Genomic DNA, 15,866 nt, shown 5'->3' with positions numbered 1-15,866 from the left:
GCGCGGGGCGCACCCGACGCGGCCGTGAGACGGTCCGCCCCACGCCATGACAGACCAGCGACAGCGCCGGCCGCGAGCGCCGGAAACGGTACGGAGGGGGAAGAAACCGACATGCCTACCTGCCCGAACGGACACCAGTCGGTGGCCGAGGACTGGTGCGAGGTGTGCGGCCGGCCGATGGCGGGCGCCGTCCCCCCGCCGCCCTCCCTGCCCGCAGGCTTCCTGAACACCCCGGCGGCCGGAACCCCCGGCCCGCCGCCGCCCCCGGGCCAGGGCTTCCCGCCGCCCGGCGGCACCCAGGGCGGCCCCCCGCCGCAGGACGGCCAGGGCTTCGCACCGCCGCAGGACGGCCCCGGCTTCCCGCCGCCCGGCCAGAACGGCCCGCCCCCGGGCGCGCCCGCCGGGCCGCCGCCCGGCCAGATGCCGCCGCCTCCTGGTGCGCCCGCCGGGCCGCCCCCGGGTCAGATGCCGCCGCCTCCGGGCGGCGCCCAGGGCGGTGGCTACGGTTTCCCGCCGCCCGCCGCGCCCCAGGGCGGCCCGGGTCCGCAGGACGGTTACGGCTTCCCGCCGCCGGGCGGCCCCCAGGGCTTCGCACCGCCGCAGGACGGCCCCGGCTTCCCGCCTCCCGGCCAGCCCGGCCCGCCGCCCGGCCAGATGCCGCCGCCCCCCGGCGCACCGACCGGGCCCGCCCCGGGCCAGATGCCGCCGCCTCCCGGCGGTCCGCAGGGCGGTTACGGCTTCCCGCCGCCGCAGGACGGCCCGCCGCAGGGTGGCTACGGCTTCCCGCCGCCCGCCGCACCGCAGGGCGGCCCCCAGGGCGCTCCCGGTTTCCCGCCGCCGCCCGGTGGTCCCCAGGACGGTCCGGGTTTCCCGCCGCCGCCCGGCGGCACCCAGGGCGGTCAGGGCTTCCCGCCGCCCCCGGGTGCGCCCGGTCCCGGCGGTCCGCAGGGCGGCTACGGTTTCCCGCCCCCGCCGGGTCCCGGTCCGCAGGGCGGTCCCGGGCAGCCGCAGGGCGCTCCCGGCTTCCCGCCCGCGCCCGGCGCCGAGCAGGGTGCGTCCGAGGCGTGCCCGCAGTGCGGTACGCCGCGCGCCGCGGGTGCGCCGGCCTGTGAGGAGTGCCGTTTCGCGTTCGCCGGGCAGGCGCCCGCGTCGTTCGCGCCGCCCGTCGGCGCCGGACAGCCGGGCCCGCCCCAGGGCGGCTACGGCTTCCCGCCCCCGCCGGGCCCCGGCCCGCAGGACGGTTTCGGCTTCCCGCCGCCGCAGCAGGGCCCGCCGCCCGGCATCCCCGGCCCCGGTGGTCAGCCGGGCGCGCCCGGTCAGCCCGTGCCGCCGCAGCAGCCCGGGGACGACTGGCCGCTGAGCCCGCCGGACGCCCAGGGCGCGCCGCCCGCGCCGCCGGCGCCGTTCGGGCAGCAGCCGCCCGGCCCGCCGCAGGGCCCGGTGCCGCCGCAGCAGCCCGGTCCGTACGACCCGCAGCAGCCGCCGCCCCCGCCGGGCGAGCAGCAGTGGGGCGGCCCGGCACAGGCTCCGGAGGCGCCGCAGGGTCCGGCGCCGGTCACCGGGGACGGCTGGGTCGTCGCCATCGCGCCGGACCGCGAGTACTTCGCCGCGATGATGGAGCGCAGCGGCCCGGAGGCGGCGGGGCTCAACCTCCCCTCGTACGGCCCCGAGCAGCAGTTGCCGCTGGCCGGCGGGCAGATCGCGATCGGGCGGCGGCGCAACAGCACCGGTGAGTCGCCCGACGTCGACCTGGGCCGTTCGCCGGAGGACCCGGGCGTCTCGCACCAGCACGCGCTGCTGGTGCAGCAGCCGGACGGCAGCTGGGCCGTGGTGGACCAGAACTCCACCAACGGCACCACGCTCAACCTCGCCGAGGAGCCGATCCAGCCGTACGTCCCCGTCGCGCTGCACGAGGGCGACCGGGTGCACGTCGGCGCGTGGACGACGCTGACCGTCCGCCGCGGCTGAGGCCGCGAGCCGGCAGAACGGGGCGTGACCTGCGCGGTCACGCCCCGTTCGGGTATCCGCCCAGCTCCCAGGCGTAGGGGCCGGACGGGTCGTCGAGCCAGAACCACTGGCGGTCGCCCGCCACCGTCACGCCGTACCGCTCCCGCGGCGGCCGCCGCTCGCGCCGCCACAGCGCGTACGCCTCCTGCGGCAGCAGCCCGGCGGCGCCGATGCCGAGCAGGAAGCGGAACCGGTCGTCGCCCAGCGCCTGGCGCGGCAGCCCCTGCCCCACCGCGTCCGCCTCGTACGCCCCGTCGGCGCCGGCCGCCGGGCCCGGGGTGCGCAGCGGGACGAAGAACACCGGGAGGGGCAGGAAGCGGCCCTCGGCGCGGCCGTCCGGCGCCACCCGCAGCTTCAGCAGGCCGGTGCCGAGCGGCGCGAGGATCACCGCGCCCGCCGTGCACTGCCGGGGCCAGGCCGTCGGCACCGCGCCCAGCGAGCAGGTCGCGAGGATCCGGTCGAAGGGCGCGCGCGAGGGGCAGCCGAGCGCCCCGTCGCCGGTCACCACGGTCGGCCGGTACCCGGCGGCCGCCAGCCGCTCCCGGGCCGCCGCGGTGATCTCCTCCTCCAGGTCCACGGTGGTCACCGCGGCGTCGCCCAGCCGGTGGGCGAGGAGGGCGGCGTTGTAGCCGCTGCCGGTGCCGACCTCCAGGACCCGGCAGCCGTCGGTGACGTCCAGCGCCTCCAGCATCCGCGCCATCAGCGACGGCTGGCTGCTGGACGACACCAGCCGCCCCTCGTCGTCGACGCGGAGCGCCAGCGGCGCGTCCCGGTAGACGCCCTGCAGCCAGACGGCCCGGCGCAGCGGATCGGGGTCGTCGCCCGCCAGCCGGTCGTAGCCGCCGAGGACGCTGTCGTGGAAGACCGGCACGAACGCCTCGCGCGGCACCGCGGCGAACGCCGCCCGCCAGCGCGGATCGCGCAGCGCGCCGCCGCGTTCGATGCCGCGCACCAGCCGCTCGCGCGCCGCGGCAGCCGCCGCGGGCCCGGCCGGGTCGCCGTCGCGTTCCGCGTCCATGCCTCCACTGTCCACCCCGCGGCCCGGCCCGCGCCGCCCGGCGTGTCTGACACCATGGACGGGTGACTGACGACCCGCGCACCACCGATCCGGAGCTGACCTTCTACGACCAGGTCGGCGGCGAGGAGACCTTCCGCCGTCTGGTGCGCCGCTTCTACGAGGGCGTGGCCGGCGACCCGCTGCTGCGGCCGATGTACCCCGAGGAGGACCTCGGGCCGGCCGAGGAGCGGATGGCGCTGTTCCTGATGCAGTACTGGGGCGGCCCGCGCACCTACGGCGAGCGGCGCGGCCACCCGCGGCTGCGGATGCGGCACGCGCCGTTCACCGTGGACCGCGCGGCCCACGACGCCTGGCTGCGGCTGATGCGGGACGCGGTGGACTCCCTGGAGCTGTCCGAGGAGCACACCGCGCAGCTGTGGAACTACTTCACGTACGCCGCCGCCACGATGATCAACTCCCCGGGCTGAGCGGCCCGGTGGCGTCGTACGTCACAATCCGGACACGTCCCGTCGGCCGGCTGACGGTGCGGGCCCCGCTCTGACAGCATCCGAACAGTGTTCGGTTGCCGATCGGCGCAGGGGGACCCGTGTTCGGCTTCGTTCTTCCGCGGCTGCGCGCGCACCGGCTGCTGCCGGCCGCCGCGCTCGTCGCGGTGCTGCTGACCACGACGGCCCTGACCACCCTCACCGGCTACGCGGACGCCGTCGGCGACGCCGGACTGCGCCGGGCGCTGGCCACCCGCGCCGCCCCCGCGGCCGCCCTCCGCGTCACCGCGCAGCTGCCCGCCGACGCCACCGCCCCCGCCGACCGGGCGGTGCGCCGCGGCGCCGACCGGGCCTTCGACGGCCTGCCGTACCGCGTCCGCACCCTGGTCCGCTCCGGCCCGTACGCGCTGCCCGGCGACCTCGCGGCGCCCGGCGGCCGGCCGCGCCGCGGCGGCGACCCGGACCTCACCCAGCTCGCCGCCCCCGACCTCTCCCGCGTCACCTTCACCGCGGGCCGCGCGCCCGCCGCGCCCACCGGCGGCGGGCCGCTCCAGGTGGCGCTGCCGGAGGCCGCCGCCCGGCTGGGGCTCCACCCCGGCCGCCGCCTCACCCTCGCCGACCGGCTCTCCGGACCCGACCTCAGCATCGAGGTCACCGGCGTGTGGCGGCCCAAGGACCGCACCGACCCCTACTGGAAACTCGACGAACTCGGCGGCCGGGGCGTACGCACCCTCGGGTTCACCACCTACGGGCCGCTGCTGACCGCCCCGGAGGCGTTCGCCCGCGGGCGGGTCGCCCAGGAGTCCGCCGGGTGGCTGGTCACCGGCGACTTCCGCACCCTGACCGCGGGGCGGCTGGACGCGCTGACCGACGCCGCCCGGCCGGCCGCCGCGGCGCTGATGGCCGATCCGGCGTTCGCCGGGCGCGCCACCGCGAGCACCGAACTGCCCGACACCCTCGGGGAGTTGCGGCGCGCCCTGCTCGTCAACCGCTCCGGCGTCCTGATCGTCGCCCTCCAGCTGATCCTGCTCGCCGGCGCCGCGCTGCTGCTGGTCGCCGGGGCGCTGAACGGCGAACGCGCCGCGGAGAGCGCCCTGTTGCGGGCCCGCGGCGGCGCCCGCCGCACCCTGGCCGCCGCCGCGCTCGCCGAGGCGCTGCTGCTCGCGCTGCCCGCCGCCGTCGCCGCGCCGCTCCTCGCCGCCCCGCTGCTGCGGCTCCTCGCCTCCGACGGCCTGCCGCTCGCCACCGCGCCGACCGCCACCACCTGGGCCACCGGCGCCGCCGTCGCCCTGGGCTGCGCCCTCACGCTGGCGGCGCCGGCCCTGCGCGGCGGCGCGGCGCGGCCCGGCCGGCGCAGGTTCGCCGCGCCGCCCGGAGCGCTGCGCGCCGGGGCCGATCTGGGGCTGCTCGTCCTCGCCGCGGTCGCCTTCGTCCAGCTGCGGCAGCACTCCGCGGACGGCGGCGGGGTGCTGACCGAGGACGCCGCCAGGCGGCCGGTCATCGATCCGGTGGCGGTCGCGGCGCCCGCGCTGGCGCTGCTGGCGGGCGCCGTGGTCACGCTGCGGCTGCTGCCGCTCGCCGCCCGCCTCGCCGAACGCGCCGCGGCCGCCGGGCGGGGCCTGGGCGCCGCGCTCGCCGCCTGGCAGATCGGCCGCCGCACCACCGGCGCCGCGGGCCCCGTGCTGCTGCTCGTCCTCGCCACCGCGCTGGGCATGCTCGCCGTCGGCCAGCGCGCCTCCTGGGACCGCTCCCAGGACGACCAGGCCGACCACCGCGCGGGCTCGGCCGTCCGCGTCCTGGCGGGCCGCGCCCCGCAGTTCGGCACCGGCGGCGCGCTCGCGGCCACCGACGGCGTGGCCGCGGCGCTGCCCGCCGGACAGGCCACGCTGAACCTCTCCGACGGCCGCAGCGCCACCCTCCTCGCCCTCGACACCCGCGCCGCCACCGGCGCCCTGCTGCTCCGCGGCGACCTCGCCGGCGGCTTGGCCGACGCGCCACCGGGCCGCGCCGCCGACGCCGTGCTGCGCGCCCTCGCCCCCGGGCCCGGCGCCCTGGGCGTGGCCGTCCCGGAGCACACCGCCCGGCTGCGGCTGACCGTCACCCTCCGCTCGCTGCGCACCCTCACCGCCGCCCCCGGCGCCCGGGCGCACGACACCGGGCCGGTCCCCGCCGACCTGACCGTCCAGCTGACCGACGGCCACGGCGCGCCGTACCCGCTGGCCCTGGGCCGGATCCCGGCCGACGGGCGGCCGCACACCCGCACCGCCGATCTCACCGCCGCCGCCGGCCCGGGCGGCGCGCCCGTCGGGCCGCTGCGGCTGACCGCGCTCACCACCACCACGGCCCAGCCGCCGGTCGCCCACCGCCAGCAGCTCACCCTCACCGCCGCCCGCGCCGACCTCCCCGACGGCGGCCACCGCGCCCTGCGCCCGCCGCGCGGCCCGGCCTGGACCGGCGTCCTCGGCACCAAGAGCACCTACGCCGACCAGGACTTCGGCCCGCGCGCCGGCGCCGCCACCGTCCCGCCGGGCGCGCTCGCCGCCCAGACCTACGACACCGGCGCCCGGCCCGCCGACGGCTACGGCGCCGCCGTCACCACCGTCCGCACCCTCGCCGCCCACCCGCGGCGCGGCCCGCTGCCCGCCGTCGCCACCGACGCGTATCTGCGCGCCGGCGGCTCGAAGGCGGGCGCCACGGTGGACATCACCGTCAACGGGCAGCCGCTGCGGGCCCGCATCGTCCGCGCCGTACGGGCCCTGCCCGGGCCCGCCGACCGGCCCGCCGACGGCGCGGGACTCCTCGTCGACTTCGGCGCCGTCAACGAGGCGCTCGCCGACCGCGACGCGGCGCCGCTGCCCGCCACCGAGTGGTGGATCCGGCCCGCGGACGGCGACGCGGCGCGGGCCGCGGCCGCGCTGCGCGGGCGGGCCGACACCGAGCCCGGACAGGTCCTGGTCCGCGACGAGACGGCCGCCGCGCTCCACGGCGACCCGCTGGGCCGCGGCCCGCGCGCCGCGCTCGCCGCGGCCACCGCCGTCGCCGTCGCGCTGGCCGCGGCGGGCTTCGCGGTCGGCTGCGCCGCCGCGCTGCGCGCCCGCGCCGCGGAGTTCGCCGTGCTGCGGGCCCTGGGCACGTCGCGGCGCCGCCGGGCCCGTGCGGTCGTCGCCGAACAGGGCCTGCTGATCGCGGCGGCCACCGGCGTCGGCGCGGCCCTCGGCGCGCTGCTGACCCATGCCGTCGTCCCGCTGACCGTGCTGACCGAACACGCCGACCGGCCCGTCCCGCCGGTCCTGGTGGAGCTGCCGGCCGGGCAGATCGCGCCGCTGATCGCCGCGATCGTCGCGGTGCCGCTGCTGACCTGCGCCGCGGTGGCCGCGCGGCGCGGCGACACCGTCTCGGACCTGCGCGGCCGGGGAGGCCTCTGAGATGCGCCGCACCACCGCCCGTCCCCGTCCCGCCCGGCACCCCGCACACGGGCCCGCCGCCGTGCTCGGCGCGCTCGTGCTGCTCACCGCGTTCCTCGCCGCCGCGTTCGTCCGGGGCACCGACGCGTACGAGACCCGCGGCGCCCGCGCGGCGCTGGCCACCGCCCCCGCCGAACAGCGCACCCTCCAGATCTCCCTCTCCCGCACCGACACCACCGGCCCCGCCACGGCCTTCGCCCCGCACCGCACCGACCGCGAGGACCGGGCGCTGCGCCGCGCCCTCGGCGTCCCCGTCGCCCCCGGCGACGCGGTGCACGGCGTCCGCACCACCGTCCCGCTGACCACCCCCGACCCCGCGCTGCCCCGCCCGGACGGCGCGCCCGCCGCGTTCGCCCTGTACGCGCCCTCCGGCCTCGGCAGCCACGCCACGCTCACCGCGGGCCGCCTGCCGCGCGCCGGCGCCCCGGTGCCCGAGGCCGCCGTCACCACCGCCACCGCCACCGCCCTGCACCTGCGCCCCGGCGACACCCTGCACCCCGGCACCCTGACCGTCCGGATCACCGGCCTGCTCACGCCCCGCGCCACCACCGGCGCCTACTGGTCCGTCGACGACCTGCTGACCGCCCCGCACCTCGCCCCCACCGACGGCGTCCCCCCGCGGCGCGCCTGGCGCGGCGCGCTGCTGCTGGCGCCCGGCGACGGTCCCGCGCTCGCCGCCGACGACCGCGGCGCCCCGGAGAAGTTCTGGTGGTACGGGCTCGACGCACGGCACCTCACCGCCCGTCAGGTCCCGGCGCTGCGCGCCCGGCTGGCCTCCCTCGAACACGGCACGGGCCTGGCCGCCCTCCGCGCCGTGACCGGCCCCGACACCGTCGTCGACACCGCCGCCGACACCCTGCTGTCCGGCTACGAACGCTCCCGCGCCGCCCTCACCCCGGTCCTCGCCGTCGCCGCCTGCACCGCCGCCACCGCCGCCGCCGTGGTCCTCGTCCTGGCCGGCTCCCTCGCCGCCGCCCGCCGGCACGACGAGTTCGCCCTGCTGCGGGCCCGCGGCGCCGCCCTCCCCGGGCTCGCCGGCCGGCTCGCCGCGGGCACCTGCGCGGTCGCGCTGCCCGCCGCCGCGGCCGGCTGGGCCGCCGCCCGCCTCCTCGTCCCCGCCCCGCCCGGCACCCCGGCCACCGGCTCACTGCTCGCCGCGGCCGCCGTCGCCGTGGCGGGCGCGGCCGTCCTGCCGCTGCGCGCCGCCCACGCCCACCGGCGCCCGCACCCCGCCGCCCGCCGCGACACCGCCACCGCCCGGCCCTCCCGCCGCCGCGCCGTCGCCGAACTCACCACCGTCGCGCTCGCCGCCGCGGCCGTGGCGGCGCTGCGCCGCCACGGACCGGCGAACGGCCCCGACCTCCTCGTCAGCGCCGCGCCCGTGCTGATCGCGGTGATCGCCACCCTGCTGCTGCTCCGCCTCCACCCGCTGCCGCTGCGCGCCCTCGCCCGGCCCGCCGCCCGCCGCCGCGGCCTGACCGGCTTCCTGGCACTGGCCCGCGCCGGCCGCGCCCACCCCGCCACCGGACTCCCGCTGCTCGCCCTGCTGACCGCCCTGACCTGCGCATCCTTCGGCGGCGCGGTGCTGTTGGGCGTCGGCCACGGCCGAGATACGGCCGCCCTCGCCACCGTCGGCGCCGAGGCCCGCATCACCTCCGACCGGCCCCTACCGCCCGCCCTGCGCACCGCGCTCACCTCGGTCCCCGGCGTCACCGACGCCGTCGCCGTCCGTACCGAGGTGCAGCCCGCGCCGGACAACGGGCCGCCGCTGACCCTCGTCACCGCCGACGCCGACGCCTACGCCCGGCTCGCCCGCGCCACCGGCCTCGGCACGTTCGACGCCCGCACCCTGGCCGACCCCGGCGGCGACGCCCCGCTGCCCGCCCTCGTCTCCCCCGACGTCCCGCGCCGCTTCGGCCGCGACCCGATGCCGCTGCAACCCGAGGCCGGGGCCCTCGTCGTCCGGCCCGCCGCGGTACGCGCCGACACCCCCGCCCTGCCCGGCGGCAGCTTCCTGGTCGTCTCCGCCGACGCCGTGCACCGCCGCCACCCCGACGCGGCCGGCGGCCCCACCGCCCTGCTGCTCTCCGGCGTCTCCCCCGATCCCGCGGTGCTCCGCGCCGCCGTCCGCGCCCACACCCCGCCCGGCGCGCACCCGGTGACCGTGGTCCGCGGCGAGGTCCGCGCCCGCCTCGCCGACGCGCCGCTCCAGCAGGGCGCCGAACGGCTGTACGCCGCGGCGACCGCCGCCGGGGCCGGATACGCGCTGCTGGCGCTGCTGCTCGCCGGGGCGCGCGCGGCTCCCGAACGCGCCCCGCTGCTCGACCGGTTGCGGGCCCTGGGCATGACCCGGCGGCAGGGGCGGCGGCTGCTGCTCCTGGAGGCGCTGCCGCAGGCCCTCCTCGCGGCGGCGGGCGGCGCGGCGACCGCCGCCGTCACCCTGTGGCTGCTGGGCCCGGCCACCGACCTCACCCCGCTGGCGCTGCCCGGCGGCGCCGCCGGCACCGTCCCGCTGCGCGCCGGCCCCGCCGCCCTGCTGCTGCCGTCGGCGGGCGTCCTCGTCCTCACCCTGACGGCGGCCCTGGCGCAGACCTGGCGGCCCGGACGACGGCACTCCCCCCGACCGGAAGCAGGTGCCCTGTGACGAAACGCCCCGCACACCCCGACGGGACGACGGACGGCGGTGCGACCGAGGACCGGACACCGGCCCGCGACGCACCGGCCGACGGCACACCGGGCCGGGCACCGGACGACGCCGCCCCGGTCGCCCTCGCCGAGCTGGAGCGCCGCGCCGCCGCCCGCGGCGACCGCCCCGCCTACGGCCACGACGCGCTGATCGTCTGCGACCGGCTGGTCCGCGTCTTCGCCACCGACGGCGTGGAGGTCCAGGCCCTCCAGGGACTCGATCTGCTGGTCGCCGAGGGCGAGTTGATGGCGCTGGTCGGCGCGTCCGGCAGCGGCAAGTCGACGCTGATGAACATCCTCGCCGGACTCGACGTCCCCACCGCGGGCGCCGCCCGCGTCGCCGGCCGCGACCTGCTGACGATGGGCGCCCGCGACCGCCTCGCCTACCGCCGCGACACCGTCGGCTTCGTCTGGCAGCAGACCGCCCGCAACCTCCTGCCGTACCTCACCGCACTCCAGAACGTGGCCCTGCCCATGCGGCTGGCGGGCCGGCGGCGCCGCGCGGAGCGGGCCCGGGCCGCCGAGGAGCTGCTGGCCGTGCTGGAGCTGGGCCACTGCCGCGACCGCCGCCCGCACGAGATGTCCGGCGGGGAGCAGCAGCGCGCCGCCATCGCCGTCGCCCTCGCCAATGCCCCGAAGGTGCTGCTCGCCGACGAGCCGACCGGCGAGCTGGACTCCGCCACCGCCGAGCAGGTCTTCGCCGCCTTCCGCACCGCCAACGCGGAGCTGGGCACCACCGTCGTCATCGTCACCCACGACCAGGCCGTCGCCGACGAGGTCCGCCGCACCGTCGCCATCCGCGACGGCCGCACCTCGTCGGAGGTGCTGCGCCGCACCGAACGCGACGCGGCGACCGGCGCCGAATCCCTGGTCTCCCGCGAGTACGCGATGCTCGACCGCGCCGGACGCCTGCAACTGCCCGCCGACCATCTGACGAGCCTGGGCATGGCCCACCGGGTGCTGCTGGAGCTGGAGAGCGATCACATCGGCGTCTGGCCGGACCGCACCGCGGACGCCGCGGCCCGCGGCCGTACGGACGAAGCGGACGACGGCGCCGCCGGGGGCCGGACCGGCTGAGCCGGCGGCGGCGGCCCTGCGGACACCGGATCCGGGGAAAGAGAAGCGGCGGCGCGGTCCGGCGCCCGCTCAGGTCGGGGTGACCGTCAGCCCGGCCAGCCCCGGGCCCGTGACCCGTACCGCCACCGAACCGTACGGCGTGGACAGCCGCAGCCAGCCGCCGGCGGCGAGCAGCACGGGCGGCTGCGGGGCGGGCGCGGTCAGCGTCCCGCCGCCGGGCGCCGCCGCGACCTGCGCGGGGCGCAGAAAGCCCAGGGACCGCGCGGCGTGCACGGCGCGCAGCGGCAGCCGGGTGTCGCCGAGCGTCCGCGACCAGATCTCCCGGCCGATCGCGTCCCGCGCCGCGCGGGTGCGCTCCTGCGGGGCCAGCGCCTCGTCCCGGGCCCGGAACTCCGCGACGGCCGCGGCGACCGCCCGGCCCAGCGCCTCGGGCCCCGGCAGCCCGGGCACCCGCCGCCAGCCACCGCGCGGCGGCAGCACCCCGGCCCACGGCGGCCCGGTGACCGCCGCGGGCACCGTCAGCGCACCGGCGGCCTCCCCGGCGGCCTCCGGATCGATCGCCTCCAGCAGATCACCGGCCGAGACGGTGACATCCAGCGGCATCCCGTCGGGGCCGCCGGGACCCCGCGGATCGGCGAGCCGCGCCGTGCGGATCGCCAGGACCTCGAAGGACGGCGGCCGCCCGAAGACGGCCAGCGCCCCGCCGGCGCCCTGCAGCCGCACCGCGGCGGCCTTGTCGTAATGCAGCAGCCGGGCCAGGAAGGCGGCGAGATCCACCGCCTCCCCGGCATCGGCCAGACGCAGCACCGTCATCCGGCGACTGCCCCCTTCGACTGCGCGGCGTCGTCGAGGTACTCCTTCAGATACGCCTTCTCCTCCGCGGTCAGGCGGCGGGGCCGCTCGGCCTCGAAGTCGTACGGCACGACGACGGTCGAGGCACGCAGATACAGCGTCTCCTCGTCCTTGACCTCGTAGGCGACCGTCATCGACGCGGCGCTGATCTTGGTGACCCACAGCTCGACGGTCACCGGCGCGTGCCGGTGCACCAGCGGGCGGACGTAGTCGATCTCGTGCCGCGCGACGACGGAACCGCCGGTGAACGACACACTGCCGTTCCCCGGCGCCAGCCGGTCCATGAAATCGATCCGCGCCTCTTCGAGATAGCGCACGAAGACCGCGTTGTTGACATGACCGAACGCGTCCATGTCGGACCAGCGCAGGGGGCAGGCATAGGTGTGACGCACGATGTCAGCCCCGGGTCAGCTTCTTGTACGTCGCCCGGTGCGGACGAGCCGCGTCGGCACCGAGCCGCTCGACCTTGTTCTTCTCGTACGACTCGAAGTTGCCCTCGAACCAGAACCACTTGGAGTCGCCCTCGTACGCCAGAATGTGCGTGGCGACGCGGTCGAGGAACCAGCGGTCGTGGGAGACGACCACGGCGCAGCCGGGGAAGTCCAGCAGCGCGTTCTCCAGCGACGACAGGGTCTCGACGTCGAGGTCGTTGGTCGGCTCGTCGAGGAGCAGGAGGTTGCCGCCCTGCTTGAGGGTGAGCGCCAGGTTGAGGCGGTTGCGCTCACCGCCGGAGAGCACCCCGGCGGGCTTCTGCTGGTCCGGGCCCTTGAAGCCGAACGCCGAGACGTAGGCGCGCGAGGGCATCTCGACCTGGCCGACGTTGATGTAGTCCAGCTCGTCGGAGACGACGGCCCACAGCGTCTTCTTCGGGTCGATGTTCTCGCGGCTCTGGTCGACGTAGGAGATCTTGACCGTCTCGCCGACCTTGATCGAACCGGCGTCCGGCGTCTCCAGGCCCTGGAGCATCTTGAACAGCGTGGTCTTGCCCGCGCCGTTCGGACCGATGACGCCGACGATGCCGTTGCGCGGCAGCGTGAACGACAGGTCGTCGATGAGGACCTTCTCGCCGAACGCCTTGGAGAGGTTCTCCACCTCGACGACGACATTGCCCAGACGCGGGCCCGGCGGGATCTGGATCTCCTCGAAGTCCAGCTTCCGCATCTTGTCCGCCTCGGCGGCCATCTCCTCGTAACGCGCCAGACGCGCCTTGGACTTGGCCTGGCGCCCCTTGGCGTTGGAGCGGACCCACTCCAGCTCGTCCTTGAGCCGCTTGGCGCGCTTGGCGTCCTTCTGGCCCTCGACCTTCAGACGGGTCTGCTTGGTCTCCAGGTACGTGGAGTAGTTGCCCTCGTAGCCGATGGCCCGGCCTCGGTCCAGCTCCAGGATCCAGCCGGCGACGTTGTCGAGGAAGTACCGGTCGTGGGTGACGGCGACGACGGTGCCCGGGTACTTCGCCAGGTGCTGCTCCAGCCACTGCACGGACTCGGCGTCCAGGTGGTTGGTGGGCTCGTCGAGGAGCAGCAGGTCGGGCGCCTCCAGCAGCAGCTTGCACAGCGCGACGCGGCGGCGCTCACCACCGGAGAGGTTGGTGACGGGCCAGTCACCGGGCGGGCAGCCCAGCGCGTCCATCGCCTGCTCCAGCTGGGTGTCCAGGTCCCACGCATTGGCGTGGTCGAGGTCCTCCTGGAGCTTGCCCATCTCCTCCATCAGCTCGTCGGAGTAGTCGGTCGCCATCAGCTCGGCGACCTCGTTGAAGCGCCGGAGCTTGCCCATGATCTCCTTGGCGCCGTCCTGGACGTTCTCCAGCACCGTCTTCGACTCGTCCAGCGGCGGCTCCTGCAGGAGCATGCCGACGGTGTAGCCGGGGGAGAGGAACGCGTCACCGTTCGAGGGCTGCTCAAGACCTGCCATGATCTTCAGCACCGTGGACTTACCGGCGCCGTTGGGGCCCACGACACCGATCTTCGCGCCCGGCAGGAAGCTCAGCGTGACGTCATCGAGGATGACCTTGTCACCGTGCGCCTTGCGCGTCTTGCGCATCGTGTAGATGTACTCAGCCAAGAGAAACCGTCCGGCAGTCTGGATCGTGCGGGTCTGTAGGGGCTCCGCCGCGTGGGCCATGAAGCGGCGTGGCCGCGCGAGGGCAGATACACCCATCTTGCCGTACCGCCCGGCCCTGGCGGAAACGCGTGGGGAAAGTGAGCGGGAGGGGCGGGGTGCCGCCGGGGGCTTGTGGCCCCGTGGCCGGGCCGGTGGCTCGTGGGCCGGTGGCCGGGCCGGTGGCTCGTGGGCCGGTGGCCGGGCCGGTGGCTCGTGGGCCGGTGGCTCGTGGGCCGGTGGCTTGTGGGCCGGTGGCTTGTGGGCCGGTGGCTTGTGGGCCGGTGGCTTGTGGCTCGGTGGCCCGTGGGCCGGTGGCTCCCGCGCAGGGCCCGGTGGCCGGGCCCGGGCGGTGCCGTGGCAGGCGCCCGGGCCACGGTTCGTGGGCGTCCGCGCATACGGCGGCGGGCGGCCCCCGTCTGAGGGGTGCCGCCCGCCGTCGCTCACGAGGAGGTGTTACGCGGTCTTCTTCTTACGGAGGAAGAACACCGCGCCGCCGCCGATCAGCACCAGCACGACCGCGACGCCGGCGATCACCGGGGTGGCGTTGCTCGAACCGGTCTCGGCGAGGTCACCGCCGCCGGTGGTGCTGCCACCGTTGGTGCCGCCCACCGACGCGGGGCTGGGCTGCGGGGTGGGCTTGCCGCCGCCGGAACCGGCGGTCTTGCAGTCCAGCACGCCCGAGAACGACTTCTCGAAGCCGCCCGCACCCTTCACCGTGATCTTGTACGGCTGGTCCTCGCCCACCGGAACCGTCACGGTCTTCGACTCACCGGGAGCGACCTCGTAGTCCTTGCCGGACAGCGAGAAGGGGAACGCCTCGTCACCGCTGTTGGTGGTGGTGACGTCCACCCCGCCCTTGGAGCAGTTCTTCTGCGCGGTCACCGCGGGAACGGCGCCCTGCTTCTTCCACGACGCGGTCGCCGACGCCGACACCGTCGACTCGCTGGAGCCGGCCAGGATCTGCGTCTGGCTCTTCGCGTGCTCACCGATGCCGGTGAAGGCCCGGCCGACCGGCACCTTCGTCGCGGCCTGCGCGGTCAGCGAGGTGCTGCCGTCCTCCGCGCCCTTGGGCACGTCGAAGAACAGCTGGGAGCCGTCGGCGGCGCTGGTGACGGGCTTGCCGTCCTTGCCGACGACCTTCACGCCCGAGGGCAGGTCCGCCGCCGGGGACACCGCGACGCTGTCCGCGTTGGTGTGCACCGTGACGGGGCCGAGACGGCTGCCCGACTTACCGGAGACCGCCGGCGGGTCCAGCGTCAGCGACGCCTTGGGCTCGGAGAGGTTCTGCGCGTTGCGCTCCAGGTAGTCGGCGAGCTTCTCGGCCGCCGGGTTCACCGCGTCCACCTTGACGTGGTCGGAGAACCGCCAGATCGCGACCTGCGTACCGGCCGCCGCGGTCTTCTCCGTCAGGCTCTGCGCACCGGCCTTCTGCGCCAGCGCCGCCAGGTCGTTCACCTGCGGGTACGAGTTCTGCAGGATCCAGCGGATCTTGCCGGCGTCCGCGTTGTTGTGCAGCGACGAAGCGCTCCACGGCACTTCCTGGTACTTCGCCTGCTGCTGCGTCGGGTTGTGCACGTCGATGCAGTAGGTCTGCAGCGTGCCACCGTTGTCCACGGACATCTCGAACAGGCCCGCACCGAGGGGCTGGTCCCCACCCTCACCGTGCACGATCGCCTGGTCGTAGACCTTCAATCCACCGAGCGTGGCCGTGGCACCGCCGTGCCCCGCGACCGTCTCGTCCGCCGCGGCAGGTCCCGCCGTGGCTATCGCACCCGCCGCGACCAGGCCCGAAGCCAGGACCGCGGCGGCAAGACGGGCTGCGCCCCGCCTCTTCCTCGAAAGCATGAATTTCCCCTCTGGGCGAGGCGGTCGAGTGGGGAGAAGCCTCGCCGGAAAGATCCCAGACAACTCAACAGCTGAACAGATCAGCCCCCGTGAGTACTCGTCGGATCCTAGGGAGAAGCCGCAACACGGTCCCCAGGATCACACCCCTGCAAGCGATCCGAATCGCAATCGTTATCGAGAGGGGAACGTGGGGGCTGGGTTTATCGATAAATCGGCGGCGGGGAGGGGGTGGGGGGGCTGCCCCCCCCCCCCCCCCCCCCCCCCCCCCCCCCCCCCCCCCCCCCCCCCCCCCCCCCCCCCCCCCCCCGCCCGGGGCCCGCCGCAGAGAAGAGA

10 protein-coding genes are annotated in these 15,866 nt (G+C 77.4%); 5 read left to right on the top strand and 5 right to left on the bottom strand.

Annotation, left to right across the window (positions count from 1 at the left end):
* The first annotated feature begins 111 nt into the window (after positions 1–111).
* Positions 112–1,968: an FHA domain-containing protein gene (locus ABT345_RS32060; protein ID WP_345084246.1), complete on the top strand. Its 1,857-nt coding sequence runs from the start codon at positions 112–114 to the stop codon at positions 1,966–1,968.
* A 37-nt stretch (positions 1,969–2,005) separates the two neighbouring features.
* On the opposite strand, the gene ABT345_RS32055 is transcribed toward ABT345_RS32060, so the two are convergent.
* The gene (locus ABT345_RS32055) at positions 2,006–3,025 is read right to left on the bottom strand and encodes a methyltransferase domain-containing protein (protein WP_345084249.1); all 1,020 of its coding nucleotides are present in this window, start codon (positions 3,023–3,025) and stop codon (positions 2,006–2,008) included.
* Between the two features lie 62 nt (positions 3,026–3,087).
* On the opposite strand from ABT345_RS32055, the gene ABT345_RS32050 reads away from it, so the two are divergent.
* The 4 genes from ABT345_RS32050 (at position 3,088) to ABT345_RS32035 (ending at position 10,736) form a co-directional block, all read left to right on the top strand.
* Positions 3,088–3,492, top strand: a complete 405-nt coding sequence (locus ABT345_RS32050) for a globin (protein ID WP_345084252.1) — start codon at positions 3,088–3,090, stop codon at positions 3,490–3,492.
* 119 nt (positions 3,493–3,611) lie between these two features.
* Positions 3,612–6,935, top strand: a complete 3,324-nt coding sequence (locus tag ABT345_RS32045) for an FtsX-like permease family protein (RefSeq protein ID WP_345084255.1) — start codon at positions 3,612–3,614, stop codon at positions 6,933–6,935.
* Between the two features lies 1 nt (position 6,936).
* Positions 6,937–9,618: an FtsX-like permease family protein gene (locus ABT345_RS32040; protein WP_345084258.1), complete on the top strand. Its 2,682-nt coding sequence runs from the start codon at positions 6,937–6,939 to the stop codon at positions 9,616–9,618.
* Between the two features lie 134 nt (positions 9,619–9,752).
* On the top strand, positions 9,753–10,736 hold the full coding sequence (locus tag ABT345_RS32035) for an ABC transporter ATP-binding protein (RefSeq protein ID WP_345085125.1): 984 nt from the start codon (positions 9,753–9,755) through the stop codon (positions 10,734–10,736).
* Between the two features lie 69 nt (positions 10,737–10,805).
* On the opposite strand, the gene ABT345_RS32030 is transcribed toward ABT345_RS32035, so the two are convergent.
* The 4 genes from ABT345_RS32030 to ABT345_RS32015 all read right to left on the bottom strand — a co-directional run bounded on the left by ABT345_RS32030 (position 10,806) and on the right by ABT345_RS32015 (position 15,533).
* On the bottom strand, positions 10,806–11,549 hold the full coding sequence (locus ABT345_RS32030) for a DUF8185 domain-containing protein (RefSeq protein ID WP_345084261.1): 744 nt from the start codon (positions 11,547–11,549) through the stop codon (positions 10,806–10,808).
* Entirely contained in the window at positions 11,546–11,980 is a 435-nt protein-coding gene (locus ABT345_RS32025; protein WP_345084264.1) for an acyl-CoA thioesterase, read from the bottom strand. Before ABT345_RS32025 ends, ABT345_RS32030 begins: the two co-directional genes overlap by 4 nt.
* Before the next feature lie 4 nt (positions 11,981–11,984).
* Positions 11,985–13,649, bottom strand: coding sequence for an energy-dependent translational throttle protein EttA (gene ettA, locus ABT345_RS32020; protein WP_345084267.1), 1,665 nt, complete (start codon positions 13,647–13,649; stop codon positions 11,985–11,987).
* A gap of 492 nt (positions 13,650–14,141) precedes the next feature.
* On the bottom strand, positions 14,142–15,533 hold the full coding sequence (locus ABT345_RS32015) for an LAETG motif-containing sortase-dependent surface protein (RefSeq protein ID WP_345084270.1): 1,392 nt from the start codon (positions 15,531–15,533) through the stop codon (positions 14,142–14,144).
* Between the last annotated feature and the right edge of the window lie 333 nt (positions 15,534–15,866).

The organism is Streptomyces sp. NPDC000404 (assembly GCF_040300365.1).
In the GTDB taxonomy this organism is placed as follows: domain Bacteria; phylum Actinomycetota; class Actinomycetes; order Streptomycetales; family Streptomycetaceae; genus Streptomyces; species Streptomyces ramulosus.
This window is presented reverse-complemented; position numbering and strand designations above follow the sequence as displayed.